At 64.8% G+C, this 13,361-nt stretch carries 14 protein-coding genes; 8 read left to right on the top strand and 6 right to left on the bottom strand.

Annotated features, from left to right (window positions below; translation table 11 throughout):
• Positions 1-4: 4 nt before the first annotated feature.
• The 3 genes from ubiB to ACMGE0_RS24095 all read left to right on the top strand — a co-directional run bounded on the left by ubiB (position 5) and on the right by ACMGE0_RS24095 (position 3,750).
• Positions 5-1,567 (top strand): 2-polyprenylphenol 6-hydroxylase, encoded by a 1,563-nt coding sequence (ubiB, locus tag ACMGE0_RS24105; protein ID WP_436818436.1) that lies wholly within the window; start codon positions 5-7, stop codon positions 1,565-1,567.
• Between the two features lie 118 nt (positions 1,568-1,685).
• Positions 1,686-2,981, top strand: coding sequence for a hypothetical protein (locus ACMGE0_RS24100; RefSeq protein WP_436818435.1), 1,296 nt, complete (start codon positions 1,686-1,688; stop codon positions 2,979-2,981).
• Positions 2,968-3,750, top strand: coding sequence for a COG3904 family protein (locus tag ACMGE0_RS24095; RefSeq protein WP_436818434.1), 783 nt, complete (start codon positions 2,968-2,970; stop codon positions 3,748-3,750). The genes ACMGE0_RS24100 and ACMGE0_RS24095 overlap by 14 nt, the downstream gene beginning before the upstream one ends.
• Here the strand turns inward: ACMGE0_RS24095 and ACMGE0_RS24090 are convergent.
• On the bottom strand, positions 3,747-5,021 hold the full coding sequence (locus ACMGE0_RS24090) for an MFS transporter (protein WP_436818433.1): 1,275 nt from the start codon (positions 5,019-5,021) through the stop codon (positions 3,747-3,749). The two genes, ACMGE0_RS24095 and ACMGE0_RS24090, sit on opposite strands and share 4 nt — an antisense overlap.
• A gap of 90 nt (positions 5,022-5,111) precedes the next feature.
• Here ACMGE0_RS24090 and ACMGE0_RS24085 point away from each other — a divergent pair, with 90 nt between their 5' ends.
• The gene (locus ACMGE0_RS24085) at positions 5,112-5,984 is read left to right on the top strand and encodes a LysR family transcriptional regulator (RefSeq protein WP_436818432.1); all 873 of its coding nucleotides are present in this window, start codon (positions 5,112-5,114) and stop codon (positions 5,982-5,984) included.
• Between the two features lie 25 nt (positions 5,985-6,009).
• Here ACMGE0_RS24085 and ACMGE0_RS24080 read toward each other — a convergent pair whose 3' ends face one another.
• The 3 genes from ACMGE0_RS24080 to ACMGE0_RS24070 form a co-directional block, all read right to left on the bottom strand.
• Entirely contained in the window at positions 6,010-6,567 is a 558-nt protein-coding gene (locus ACMGE0_RS24080; RefSeq protein ID WP_436818431.1) for a glyoxalase superfamily protein, read from the bottom strand.
• A 212-nt stretch (positions 6,568-6,779) separates the two neighbouring features.
• On the bottom strand, positions 6,780-7,034 hold the full coding sequence (locus tag ACMGE0_RS24075; RefSeq protein WP_436818430.1) for a hypothetical protein: 255 nt from the start codon (positions 7,032-7,034) through the stop codon (positions 6,780-6,782).
• A gap of 65 nt (positions 7,035-7,099) precedes the next feature.
• Positions 7,100-7,498, bottom strand: coding sequence for a hypothetical protein (locus ACMGE0_RS24070; protein ID WP_436818429.1), 399 nt, complete (start codon positions 7,496-7,498; stop codon positions 7,100-7,102).
• Positions 7,499-7,630: 132 nt separating this feature from the next.
• Between ACMGE0_RS24070 and coaBC the strand changes: the two genes are divergently transcribed.
• The 3 genes from coaBC (at position 7,631) to otsA (ending at position 11,218) form a co-directional block, all read left to right on the top strand.
• A complete protein-coding gene (coaBC, locus tag ACMGE0_RS24065; protein ID WP_436818428.1) occupies positions 7,631-8,836 on the top strand; it encodes a bifunctional phosphopantothenoylcysteine decarboxylase/phosphopantothenate--cysteine ligase CoaBC in 1,206 nt (401 codons plus the stop codon).
• Positions 8,837-9,012: 176 nt separating this feature from the next.
• On the top strand, positions 9,013-9,828 hold the full coding sequence (gene otsB / locus ACMGE0_RS24060) for a trehalose-phosphatase (RefSeq protein WP_436818427.1): 816 nt from the start codon (positions 9,013-9,015) through the stop codon (positions 9,826-9,828).
• A 16-nt stretch (positions 9,829-9,844) separates the two neighbouring features.
• On the top strand, positions 9,845-11,218 hold the full coding sequence (gene otsA, locus ACMGE0_RS24055) for an alpha,alpha-trehalose-phosphate synthase (UDP-forming) (RefSeq protein ID WP_436818426.1): 1,374 nt from the start codon (positions 9,845-9,847) through the stop codon (positions 11,216-11,218).
• Between the two features lie 82 nt (positions 11,219-11,300).
• Here the strand turns inward: otsA and ACMGE0_RS24050 are convergent, their stop codons facing one another.
• Positions 11,301-12,008 carry a glutathione S-transferase family protein gene (locus ACMGE0_RS24050; protein WP_436818425.1) on the bottom strand — a complete coding sequence of 236 codons (708 nt, stop codon included), beginning with the start codon at positions 12,006-12,008 and terminating at the stop codon, positions 11,301-11,303.
• Positions 12,009-12,120: 112 nt separating this feature from the next.
• On the opposite strand from ACMGE0_RS24050, the gene ACMGE0_RS24045 reads away from it, so the two are divergent.
• Positions 12,121-13,020 carry a LysR substrate-binding domain-containing protein gene (locus tag ACMGE0_RS24045; protein WP_436818424.1) on the top strand — a complete coding sequence of 300 codons (900 nt, stop codon included), beginning with the start codon at positions 12,121-12,123 and terminating at the stop codon, positions 13,018-13,020.
• Between the two features lie 6 nt (positions 13,021-13,026).
• Here ACMGE0_RS24045 and ACMGE0_RS24040 read toward each other — a convergent pair whose 3' ends face one another.
• A complete protein-coding gene (locus ACMGE0_RS24040) occupies positions 13,027-13,329 on the bottom strand; it encodes an ArsR/SmtB family transcription factor (RefSeq protein ID WP_436818423.1) in 303 nt (100 codons plus the stop codon).
• Positions 13,330-13,361 lie beyond the last annotated feature (32 nt).

Raw genomic sequence — 13,361 nt, 5'->3', positions numbered from 1 at the left:
CCGCATGAGCACGATCGGCGCCTATTTCCGGCTTGCCCGCGTGGGCTGGGTCCTTGTGCGCGAGGGCGTGGTCTCCGCCCTGCCCTCCCAGGGCCTGCCGCCTTCCGTCGGCCTCATGAAATCGCTGATGGAGCCGCTTGCACGCAAGCGCTCGCTGAAACAGGCGCGCAGCGAAAGGCTGACGCGCGCGGTCGACCGGCTCGGCCCGTCCTACGTGAAGATCGGCCAGTTCCTTGCGACCCGTCCGGACGTGGTGGGCGTCGACTGGGCGGTCGATCTGGCGCTTCTGCAGGACCGGATGGCCTATTTCCCGACCGAAGCCGCCAAGGCGGCGGTCGAAGGCTCGCTCGGGCGGCCGATCGCCGACCTCTATTCCTTCTTCGGCGAACCGATCGCCGCCGCCTCGATCGCCCAGGTGCACCCTTGCACGATCGGCGACAGGCAGGTGGCCGTGAAGGTGGTGCGCCCCGGCGTGCGCCAGCGCTTCGCCCATGACATCGAGAGCATGTACCTGCTTTCGCGCATGCAGGAGCGCTTTGTGCCCTCCAGCCGGCGCCTGAAGCCGGTCGAGGTGACGCGGACGCTCGAACAGACGACCAAGGTGGAGATGGACCTCAGGCTCGAAGCGGCCGCGCTTTCGGAGATCGCCGAGAACACCAAGGGCGATCCGGGCTTCCGGGTGCCGCAGGTGGACTGGGAGCGTACCGGCCGCGACGTCCTCACCATGGAGTGGATCGACGGCATCAAGATGTCGGACCTGGCCGCGCTGCGGGCCGCGGGGCACGACCTGGAAAGGCTCGCCGAGGTGCTGATCCAGTCCTTCCTGCGCCATACGCTGCGCGACGGCTTCTTCCACGCCGACATGCATCCCGGCAACCTCTTCGTCGATGCCGCCGGCACGGTTGTCGCGGTCGACATGGGGATCGTTGGGAGACTGGGCAAAAAGGAGCGGCGCTTCCTCGCCGAAATCCTCTACGGCTTCATCACCCGCGATTACACGCGCGTCGCCGAGGTGCATTTCGAGGCGGGCTACGTTCCCGCCCATCACGACGTCGCCGCCTTCGCGCAGGCGATCCGGGCGATCGGCGAGCCGATCCACGGCCAGCCGGCCGAAACGATCTCCATGGCGCGGCTGCTCGCCCTGCTCTTCGAGGTGACCGACCTCTTCGAGATGCAGACGCGGCCGGAACTCATCCTGCTCCAGAAGACCATGGTCGTCGTCGAAGGCGTGTCGCGCATGCTGAACCCGCGCTTCAACATGTGGAAGGCCTCGGAGCCTGTGGTCGGCGCCTGGATCCGCGACAATCTCGGGCCGAAGCGCGTGGTGTCCGACCTGCGCGACGGGCTGAAGGCTGCGGTGAAACTCGCCGAGGCCGTGCCCGAGATCGCCGTCAAGACGGAGAAATTCCACCAGGAGCTGCTGCATATGAGCGAGCATGGCCTGCGCTTCGATCCCGAGACGGCCGAAGCCATCGGCAGGGCAGAGGCGCGGCACACCCGCTCCGGGCGCGTGGCGCTCTGGATCATCGCGCTTTCGGCTCTCTATTTCGCTTTCACGCTCGGCTGAGGCGTCAAACCGTCACCACGGCCCAGCGGCATCCACCCTATTGCGATCCGCAGCCGGCCTTTATTCCGCCGGTTTCTTCATTCTCTGTTAAGGAATACATTCCTTTCGGAGACAACCCATGGCGCTCGGCGCATCCCAACGCTTATCCGACGGCGTCGCGGCCGTCGAAACCATGACGCGTTTCGCGCTCGCCGTGCTGGCGCTCGCATCCGGCGTCTATACCTATCTCGGCGTGCGCTCGCTTCTCGACGGGTCGCCGACCGCAGTCTTCTTCGCGGCGATCATCTATTCGGCCTCGGTGTCGGTCGGCATCTATGCCTTCTGGTCCTATATGGCGCGCTTCTATCCGCATATAACGACGCATACCGGCCGTGCCGCCATGCTGGGCGTCATGGCGCTCGGCGCCGCGATGATCATCGCCATGTCGAGCTGGCTGAACGCCGCGGCCCTTGCGGGCTCGGCGGCGCTCGAACAGCATCTCGCCGAAACGGTGGAGGACTACACGACCGACCTCGACCAGGCGCACCAGAATGCGCTGGCCGCCCAGAGCCTGCTGCCCGACATCCAGCGGGCTTCGGAGCGGTTCGCCCAGCTTGCTGCAGCGGAACGGCAATCCGGCGCGCTGACGGGTACGACCGGCTCCGGCAGCGTCGTGGCGCTGCTTTCGCAAATGTCGGCGCAACTCAAAGAGCTGGAAAACGGCATCAATGCCTCGCGCGAACAGGTGGCCAATCTCTTCAACGACGGCCAGAAGCGGCTGGAGACCATGCGTACCCTGGTCTCGGCACCGGGTCAGGTGGAACCCAGAGCCGACCAGTTCTCCTCCGAAGTCGTGGCGCTGACCGGCGTCATCGCCTCGCTCGGCCAGACCTCGATCGCACCTTCGATCCGCCGCGCGGCCGACGACCTGTCGCTCGGCTTCATCGCGCCCGTGGCCGACGGAGGTGACGCGAATCTGGTCAATCGCCAGGATCAGGTCATGGAGACGGTGCGGGCCTCGGTCGCAGCGCAATCCAAGGTGCTGTCGCAGGCGGCCGACGAGATACTCGCCCGCCCCGCCGTGCCGGAGCGGCGTTTCGTGCCGCTCTCCTCCGCCGAAGCCGTGCTGCGCTACGCTTCCGACTTCATTCCCGCCTGGGCGGGCGCCATCTCGATCGACCTCCTGCCGGGCGTGATGGTCTTCATCCTCGCCGTCGTGCATGGCGCGATCCGCAAACAGGATGAGAAGCTGCCGTTTGCCGAACGGATCACCGCCGCCGAGCTTCTCCAGGCGCTGGAGGTGCAGCGCGCCGTCTCGGCCAAAGGCATCGATATCGAGGAGGCGGTCGCCGAGGCGGAGGCGCAGGAACCGAACAACATCACCAATCTCGACCTGAAATCGCGCACGAGGGACCGGTCGCATGAGGATCGATGAGCCGATCAAGGCGCTGATGCGGCTCGACGACGGCGTCCTGATGCGCGGCGCCTTCTACATATTGCTGTCGGCCGCGGCCGTGTTTCTCGTCATCGACGTGCGCGACATCACGGCCATGAACGCGGCACTTCCCGGCTATGATCCGATGCAGGAGGATCAGCCCGTGCTGCCGCCGGCATTGACGGAAGGCGTGCCCACGGCACCGCCTGTGCAGCCGGCAAGCCCGAAGGAAGTATTGCGCCAGCCGGTGAAGTTCGAGCTCGTCTCCGGCGGGGTGCTGCTGGCCGAGGGAACGATCGAGCCGGGCGCGGCCGAACGCTTCGCCAAGGAAATCGAGGCGCGCGGCGAATATGTGAAGACCGTGACGCTGAATTCGCCCGGTGGTTCCGTGGACGACGCAATCGCCATGTCGAAGCTGATCCGCGATAAGAAGCTCGACACGAAGGTGGCCTCCAAGGCGCTCTGTGCCTCTTCCTGCCCGATCATCTTTGCCGGCGGCGTCGGGCGTATGGCGGAGAAGGATGCGGTGATCGGCGTGCACCAGGTCTTCAACGGCAGCCGGGAACGGCCGACGGCGGAACAGGCGATGGCCGCAGCACAGGCGACGACCGCGCGGGTGGCGCGGCATCTCGACGAGATGGGCATCGGCGCCGGGCTGTGGATCAACGCGCTCGAAACGCCGCCGGACCGGCTCTACTACCTGACGCCGAAGGAAATGGCCGATTTCAAGCTGACGACCGAGCCGGTCGCGACGGCGAAGAAGAGCTAGCCTCGTCTCCCCGCGATCCGCCTCGACTGGAGGGCGGCGAAGAGCGAGAGGAGCAGCATGACGCCCGTGAAGGCCGCGACCGCCCACCAGCCGTCGGCGCTCCAGAAATGCCCGCCGAGCGAACCCGCCACGCTGGAGCCGAGATAATAGCCGAGCAGATAGAGCGAGGACGCGTGGCCCTTGGTGCCGCGCGCCAGCTTGCCGACCAGGGCGCTGGCGACCGAATGGGCCATGAAGAAACCCGAGGTCAGGAGCACGATGCCGAGAATGATCGCCCAGAGCGGCGCGGCGAGTGTCGTGGCAACGCCGATGATCGCGACGACGACGCCGACCGGCACAACCAGAAAATGGCCGAAGCGATCGCCCAGATGACCGGCCGCCCAGGAAGCGGCAATGCCGAAGAGATAGACCGTGAAGATCAGGCCGAGCTCGGTCTGGTTGAGACCGTAGGGCGCCGCGACCAAGCGGAAACCGGCGTAATTGTAGATGGTCACGAAGGCGCCCATCATCAGGAAACCGATGGCGAAAAGCAGTGCTAGTGCCGGATTTCCAAGATGCCCGAGCCAGGCATCGACGTGGTAGCGCATATCCGACCTGCGGGGAACGAAGTTCCGCGACGGCGGCAGGAGGATCAGGAAGCCGACTGCTGCGAGAACGCCCATGACGCCGATACCGCCGAGCGCCGGCCGCCATGAGAAATATTCGGCCAGCATGCCGGTGAAGACGCGGCCCGCCATGCCACCGAAGGCATTGCCGGCAATGTAGAGGCCCATCGAGGCACCGAGCCCTTTCGGATCGATCTCTTCCGACAGATAGGCCATGGCGACCGCCGGCACGCCGCCGAGCAGAAAACCTTCCAGCGCCCGGACGACGAGCAGCATATGCCAATCCGGCATTACCGCACAGGCAATCGTACAGAGTGAGGCGCCGAGCAGCGAGACGAACATCAGGCTGCGTCGGCCGAAACGCTCCGAAACCGGCGCGGCGCAGAAGATCGCGAAGGCCAGGAAGCCGGTGGAGAGCGAGAGCGACAGGGAGCTCGCGGCCGGGCTGACGCCGAAATCCTCCGAGAAGATCGGCATCAGCGGCTGCACGCAGTAGAGCAGCGCGAATGTCGAGAAGCCGGAGAGGAAGAAGGCCAGGCTGGCGCGGCGATAGGCCGGCGTGCCGCGCACCAGGAACCGCTTCTCCTTCTCCCCCGGCGCGGATTTGACCTGATGAAGATCGGACGGAGCAGGGATGCTTGCCTGAAGGTCGGCGGCGCGGGACATGATCGGAAAACCTTTCGTTACAAAAACAGGTAGCCAGCAGCCGTTGATTTGTCCAATATATGAAGGAGGCAATCTCGATAGGTTTTACAGATGGAGCTCCGGCATCTCCGCTATTTTCTGGCCGTTGCCGAAGAGGGCAATTTCACCCGCGCCGCGGCCAGGCTCGGAATCGGGCAGCCGCCGCTCAGCCAGCAGATCCGCGATCTCGAAACCGAGATCGGTGCCGTGCTGTTCCATCGGGTGCCGCACGGTGCCGAGCTGACGACGGCAGGGACGGCCTTCCTTGCCGAGGCGAAGGTTTCGCTGGCGGCGGCCGACAACGCCAAGCTCGCGGCGCAACGTGCGGCCCGCGGCGAGACGGGCCGGCTGGCGCTCGGCTTCACGGCTTCCGCCGCTTTCAATCCCCTCGTCACCGGCGCGATCCGCCGTTTCCGCAACCATTGGCCGGACGTGGCGCTGGCACTCAGCGAAATGAACAGCAACTGGCTGATGGAAAAGCTCGTTCGCGGGGAAATCGACGCCGCCTTCATCCGCCCCGGCCTGGAGGACCCGAAGGAGGTGCGGCTGAAACGGCTGCCCGACGAGCCGATGCTGATCGCGCTTCCCGCCCATCACCCGCTTGCCCACCAAGCGCAAGTGCCGCTTGCGGCGCTCGCCGGCGAACCCTTCATCCTCTTTCCGCGCACGGTGGGTCTCAGCCTCTACGACGATATCGTGCGCGGCTGCCGGGAAGCCGGTTTCGAGCTCACCGTGACGCAGGAAGCGCCGCAGATCCCCTCCGTCGTCAACCTCGTGGCCGCGGGCCTCGGCGTCTCCATCGTGCCTGCCTCGATCGCAAAGCTCGCGACCGAGGGCGTCGTCTACCGGCCGATCAAGGGACCGCCGCTGATCGCCCGGCTGGGGCTCGCGCTGCTGAAGGCGCAGCGCTCCCCGATCGCTCTCAACCTGATGGAGCTGGTATAGGTCCGTTTGTGGGACATGCTGCGGATCAGCTTCCTTTGATCTCCCGCTCGCAGAAGGTGATGCGGTTGCTGAAGGGGTCTATGACCGTCACTTCCAGGCCCCAATCCGCCTGTTCGAGTCCAGGCCTCATGTACCGGTAACCCTTGCCGATAAGTTCCGCATGGAACTCTCTTATTCCCTGCATCGGCACGAAGACCCTGGCACCCGGCGAAGCGTCGCCCGCGTGCTCGGAAAGGTGCATCAGCATGCCGCTGCGCGACACCTGGCAGTAGAGCGGGAAATTCTCGCCGAAACTGTGCTCCCAATCGAGCTTGAAGCCGAGGAACCCGCAATAGAATTCCATCGCCTTGTCGACGGAGAATATCCGGAAGATCGGGATCGCCGGCTGGATCGAAATCGCATCGGGCTTCCTTTGCTGCGGCTCTGCTGCATCGATCTTTGCAGCAAGAATATTCCAGTTGTCGTAACCGAACTGGGTTGCAACCAGTTCCAGCGCCTGGCTATGCGTAAGCTCAATCTTACGCTCAACGAGTGCCTCGCGCAGGCTTTTCGCCATCACTTTTGCATCGCGGAAATCGCGCATCTCATCATCCTTTCAACGGACGAACGGCAAGATCAGGGCCCGCATTGCTGATCCGTTCGTCATCATCGGCCGGATCGGCAAAGGATGAGAGGCGGTTGAGATGCGTTCACCATGGTCGAGGACCCGCGGGCGGCTGGCCGCATCCGGCCGGAACGATCGATACCATCAAAAACCGATTTCGATCAACTCGCTATTTGGAGGAGCAGCCCTGCTCAGGCCGTGTCCGGCTCCGCCGTAGCTTTTGCCGCGGATGCAGGAGGATCGGATGAAGCATGTTCCTTCCGGTCCAGGGAATGAGGCGTCAGCGCTTCCTTCACTTCTTCAAAACCGGAGCGGCCGGCCTGTTTCAATCCGGCGCCGGCCATATCCAGCGCCGCCCTGGGGTGATGACGGACGAGCACGCTGAGCGCGCGCAGCATGGCCGCGGTGCCCACGCGACCGGCCGCGGTTTTGCCGTAACGCTTCATCACCAGCCGCTCGACCGGCCGAGGCAGCCCGCTTTTCCCTCCCGGCGGGGATTTGCGCCGTTTCTCTAATGGGTCGCGGCGCTGGCGAAAGGGCGCTCGTCCTTCCCGGAACTACGGCCTTTCCTCTTCTTGGCCGTCTTTTTCACATCCTTCGGCAGCAGGGAATAAGTGGAGTCCTTCACCGACCCCATGACCGCGCTTGCTGCGCTTTCCAAGGCCTCCGTCGCGACGGAGAGTGCGTAAGCGCCCTTTCGGGCACCCTTCTTGCCGGCGTCGGCAATTTCCTCCCGGTCCCGCACGAGAACGGCAGCCGCAGCTCCCGCGCCTGCGGTGATGGCATTCGCGAGAACGTCGCGGCCGATGTCACTTCCCAGCAGCGCGCGCAGCGCCGCCGACTTGCGCACCGACTTCGGAATTTTGAACCCCGCCACCTTTTTCGGAACAGCGTTTTTCTTCTTTGCCATGTCTCGATCTCCTTCGAGAGGAAGGAACTCCGATGAAATCGCAACAGTTCCATGAGAAGGCGCAGAAGCAGCCGATTGCATGTTCCAAGGTAAAGGCTTAGCTTCCCGGCCATTCTCATCTCGGATACGGGCATGGAACTTTCGGGCAAGCGCATCCTTCTGATCATTTCCGGCGGCATCGCTGCTTACAAGAGCCTCGACCTCATCCGCCGGCTTCGCGAGCGCGGCGCTTCGGTGCGGCCGGTGATGACCGCCGCGGCGCAGGAATTCATCACGCCGCTCGCAGTCGGCGCGCTTTCCGCCAGCCATGTCTATCTCGACCTCTTTTCCCGCGAGGACGAGCAGGATGTCGGCCATATCAGGCTCGCCCGCGACACCGATCTCGTGGTGGTCGCGCCGGCGAGCGCCGACCTGATGGCGAAGATGGCGCATGGGCTTGCCGACGATCTTGCCAGCGCCGTGCTGCTTGCCACCGACCGGCCGGTCCTGACCGCACCGGCCATGAACCCGAAGATGTGGGCCGCACCGGCCACGAAACGCAATGTCGAGACCCTGAAGGGGGACGGCATAAATTTCATCGGCCCGATGGCGGGCGAGATGGCGGAAAGCAACGAGACCGGACTGGGCCGCATGGCCGAGCCGCTGGAGATCGTCGCGGCCGTCATCGAACTGCTCGACGGCGCGCCGAAGCCGCTTGCCGGCAGGACGGCGGTCGTCACGTCGGGCCCGACGCATGAGCCGATCGACCCCGTGCGCTACCTCGCCAACCGCTCCTCGGGCCGGCAGGGCCATGCCATCGCCGCCGCGCTCGCAAAGCTCGGTGCGGATGTAACGCTGGTTTCCGGGCCGGTGACGATTCCCGATCCGGCCGGCGTGAAGACCGTCCATGTGGAGCGGGCGGAGGAAATGCTGGAGGCGGTCGTCTCCCGCCTGCCCGCCGACATCGCCGTGATGGTGGCGGCCGTCGCCGACTGGCGTGTTGCGGCCTCCGCCGGGCAGAAGATCAAGAAACAGCCGGGCGAGGCGCCGCCGCCGCTACAGCTTGCCGAAAATCCGGACATCCTGAAGACCGTCGGCCACCACGAGAAGCGGCCGAAGCTGGTGGTGGGCTTTGCCGCGGAGACCCAGGATGTCGAGAAGAACGGCCGCTCGAAACTGGAGCGCAAGGGCGCCGACATGATCGTCGCCAACGATGTTTCGCCGCAGACCGGCATCATGGGCGGCACCCGCAACCGGGTGAAGATCATCAGCGCCAAGGGCGTGGACGAATGGCCCGATCTCGCCAAGGAGGAGGTGGCCGGGCGCCTCGCCGCTCTGATCGCGTCCAGGCTGGCGTAGTTCGGTGGCTGCCCGCCTAAAAAAAAGCAGGAAAATTCCTTTTACCTGTCAGAGATTTAGCGGCACACGAGCCTTGATCTTAACGACCCCCTCCCGACAGAGGACCTATCACTTTTTGCAACAGGATGTAGCTTTCCGAGGTTGCCGGGGCGGATTCATGGCCTAAATTAGGCACCATGTCGTACCAGGAACACCCAAAAGAGGACGAGCACGCTTCTGCCCGATCCGCCGAGGAAATCCTCTCCAGGCTTACGCTGCAACCCGGGCATTGGGCCCTGTTCCTCGATATCGACGGTACGCTGATCGACCTTGCCGATACGCCGGACGGTATTACGGTTCCGCCGGATCTGCCTGAAAACCTGCATCTCCTTTCCCTGAAGCTCGGCGGCGCGCTGGCGCTGGTGACCGGCCGGGCACTCGCCTATGCCGACCGGCTTTTCGCCCCTTACGAATTTCCGCTGGCCGGCCTGCACGGGTCCGAAAGGCGCAGTTCCTCCGGCGCCGTCAGCCGCATCGAGACCGGCGAGGCGTTCGAAGAACTCAAGGCCGCGCTCGCCGAGGAGGCGAGAGCGTGGCCGGGGGTCCTCATCGAGGACAAGGGCTCCGCCGTCGCGGCCCATTACCGGCAGGCGCCGGAGCAACGCAAGGCCGTCGAAGCGGCCATGCCCCGCTATCTCGACATGGCCGGGCCGGATTTCACGCTTCAGCGCGGCAAGATGGTGGCGGAAATCCGCCCCGCACGGGCAGGCAAGGGCCATGCGCTCAAGGCCTTCCTGGACGAGCCGCCGTTCAAGGGCCGAAAGCCGATCGCGATCGGCGACGACGTGACCGACGAGGCGATGTTCCGGGCGGCAAACGAGCTTGGCGGGCGTTCGATCCGCATCGCCGAAACCGAGGCCGCGACGGAAGCGAAGTTCACCCTCCCCTCCGCGCATGCCTTGCGCACCCTCATCGCGGCGCTCGCCGATACCGGCAAATCCGTTTCCGCATGAACCGAAAGGAAAGACCTTGAGCCGTCTTGTGGTCGTTTCGAACCGTGTCACCCTGCCGCAAAAGAGCGGCGATGCGCCGGCCGGCGGCCTCGCGGTCGCTCTGCAGGCGGCGCTGGAGGAGCGCGGCGGCATCTGGATGGGCTGGTCCGGCAAATCGAGCGGTGCGGGAGAGCCGGCACCTCTCAGCATGCAGAAGCACGGCAACATCACCTATGCCCTGACCGACCTCACCAAGACCGACGTGGAGGAATATTACCACGGCTTCGCCAACCGGGTTCTCTGGCCGATCTGTCACTACCGGCTGGATCTCGCCGAATACGGGCGCAAGGAGATGGCCGGCTATTTCCGCGTCAACCGTTTCTTCGCGCACCGGCTGGCGCCGCTTCTCGAAGAGGACGACGTCATCTGGGTGCACGACTACCACCTCATTCCACTTGCGGCGGAACTGCGCCAGATGGGCCTGAAGAACCGTATCGGCTTCTTCCTGCATATTCCCTGGCCCCCGGCCGACGTGCTCTTCACCATGCCCGTCCACGAGGAGATCATGCGCGGGCTCTCGCATTACGATCTCGTCGGCTTCCAGACCGACCACGACCTCGACAATTTCGGCGGCGGGCTGGTGCGCGAGGGGATCGGCGAGCGGCTCAGCGAGGGCAAGTTCACCTCCTATGGCCGGACCTTCAAGGGCGGCTTCTACTCGATCGGCATAGAGACCGCGGCTTTCGCCGAGTTCGCCCGCAAGGCCGCCAGCAATGCGATCGTGCGGAAGGCGCGCCAGAGCGTCGAAGGCCGCGACCTCATCATCGGCGTCGACCGCCTCGACTATTCCAAGGGGATCACCCAGCGCATCGATGCCTTCGAACATTTCATCAAGTCCAATCCCGGCCATCACAACCGCGTCACCTATCTGCAGATCACGCCGAAATCCCGCTCGGAAGTGCCCGAATACGAGCAGATGCAGCGCATGGTGGCCGAGCAGGCGGGCCGCGTGAACGGCGCGATCGGCACGGTGGACTGGGTGCCTATCCGCTACATCAACCGTTCGATCGGCCGGCCGGTGCTGGCGGGGCTTTACCGGCTGGCGCGGATCGGGCTGGTGACGCCGCTCCGCGACGGCATGAACCTCGTCGCCAAGGAATATGTCGCCGCGCAGGACCCGGAAAACCCCGGCGTGCTGGTGCTGTCGCGCTTCGCAGGCGCCGCCCGGGAATTGCGGGGCGCCCTGCTGGTCAACCCCTACGACATAGAAGGCACCGCCAACGCGATCGCACGCGGCATCAACATGCCGCTCGAAGAGCGCAAGGAGCGCTGGGGCCGCATGATGGAGCACCTTCTGGAACACGACGTGACCCGCTGGTGCGACGACTTCCTCAAGGACCTCACCGCGTGACCTGAAGATGCCCCGGAGCGACCGAAGCCTCCGGCGTGATGGCCGAGGCTCTTTGAAAGCCGGCGGCTATCTCCATGCCGGTTCAGGCGGCTTGACCGATCTCGCCCAGCGCCTCTTCGAGGCTCACGTGACCGAGGAACCGGCCGGTCGTCTTCGCCTCCTCCTCGTGCTCGATTGCCCAGGCGAAACGCACCGCCGGGTCCTCCTGCAGGCGCTGGTAAAGCGCGTTGAGGCCTGGGAATTTCGTGCGATCGACGACCTGATGGAAATCGTTCCAGCGGGCGATACCGGCGAAATAGGCGTCGGCAAAGCTCTTCTCGTCGCCGAGCAGCCATTGGCGGCCGCCGAGCAGCTTTTCGAGATGGGCGTGCGCCTTCTCCACCTTGGCGATGCCATAGGCCCGGAGCGCTTCCTTCGCCTGCGGCTCCAGCTCGTGTTCGACCGTATGCCAAAGCGGGCTGAAGGCGTTGAAGAAGCCGGTATTCAAAAAAGCCAGCATCTGGTTCAGCCGGTCGAACTTTTCCGACTTCGGATCGAAGCCGAAGCCCTTGTTGACCGCGCGGGCGGCGATGTGGTTGAGGATCGCCATGCTCTCGCTCATCACCCGGCCGTCCGGCAGCATCAGCGACGGCGTTTCGCCGACCGGATTGACCGGCCTATAGGCGGCGCTCGAGACCACGCCGGGCATATCGACGCGGCAGAGGCGATAGGGCGCGCCCGTCCATTCGAGCGCCACGATCGAGCCGAACGAACATCCTTCCGGCACGCCATAAAACAGGATCGGTGTCATGTCTTCACTCCTTGGGAATTGAATCTCGTGGATGCGGCCAATATGATTTCGTGGACGCTGGCGCAGTAGATGCCCATATTGCACCTCAAAGTTCACAAATCTGGAAGATGGCATGGCCGCACCACTCAACCTCAACGACCTGCATTTCTTCGTCCAGGCCGTGGAGCATGGCGGGTTTTCCGCAGCCGGGCGCCGGCTCGGAGTGCCGAAATCCACCGTCAGCAAGCGCGTGGCGGAACTGGAAGCGCGGCTCGGCGTGCGGCTCATCCAGCGCACGTCGCGCAGCTTTTCGCTTACGGAATTGGGCCGGGATTTCTTCGAGCACGCCCGAGCGTCGGTCATCGAAGCGGAAATGGCGGAGGCGATCGTGCGCACCCATCTCGGCGAACCGAGCGGCACGGTGCGGATGACGGCCGCCGTGCCCACGGCGCAATTCGTGCTTGCCGACCATCTCACCGAGCTTTCCCTCCGCTATCCGAAGCTCAGGCTCTCGCTGCATGTCAGCGACCGGTTCGTCGATCTCGTGCAGGAAGGCTTCGACATCGCGTTGCGCAGCCATCAGGCGCCCCTGCCGGATTCGACGCTTCTGCAGAAGAAACTCGCCACGCATCCCTTCTTCGTCGTCGCGTCGCCGGATTACGTTCGCACCCACGGCATGCCCCAGCGCCCGGAGGACCTCGCCCGGCACAAAGCCGTGACCGCCAATTTCCATGACGGGCCCTGGCGGCTCGTCTCTTCGGACGGGACCGTGGTGCCGGTGACGCCGGAGCCGGTGATCGCCGCCGACGAACCGATGGTGATGATGAAGGCGGTGATGGCCGGGCTGGGCCTGAGCTGCCTGCCCACCTCCGTCTGCCGCAGCGCGCTTGCCGAAGGCAGGCTCGTGCGCCTGCTGCCGAACTGGACGGCGGGCAGCATCACCACGACGATCCTGATGCCGCACCGGCGAGGACAGCTGCCGGCCGTGCGGGCGGTCGTCGATTTCCTGAGCGAGCGGCTGGGAAACCCTTGAGCCGGTTCAAAGGTTTGCGAACAGGCCCTGCTTCAGCTCGGCGATCCGCTGCTCGTTGCGGCGGTAGAAGATCCATTGCTTGATGCGCTTGGCATGAACCAATTCCTCCTGCACCAGAATGCGCATATGCTCGCTCAGCGTGGCCGGGGTGATGCTCAGCTTTTCGGCGATCAGCACGGCGCAGACGCCGTCTTCCTCCAGGTCGCCATCGACCTGCGGGCGAAAATGGTCGCGCGGCCGCTTCAGCCATTCGAGAATGGCGAGCCGCCGGTCATTGGCCAAGGCTTTCAGGATGTCCACGTCTTGCATTTCGTCATTTTGCCAAGTAACGAAGTAAAGTC

Source organism: Neorhizobium descurainiae, assembly GCF_051400715.1.
GTDB lineage: Bacteria > Pseudomonadota > Alphaproteobacteria > Rhizobiales > Rhizobiaceae > Neorhizobium.
The sequence above is the reverse complement of the archived record's forward strand: the minus strand, read 5'-3'. Positions and strand labels throughout refer to the sequence as shown.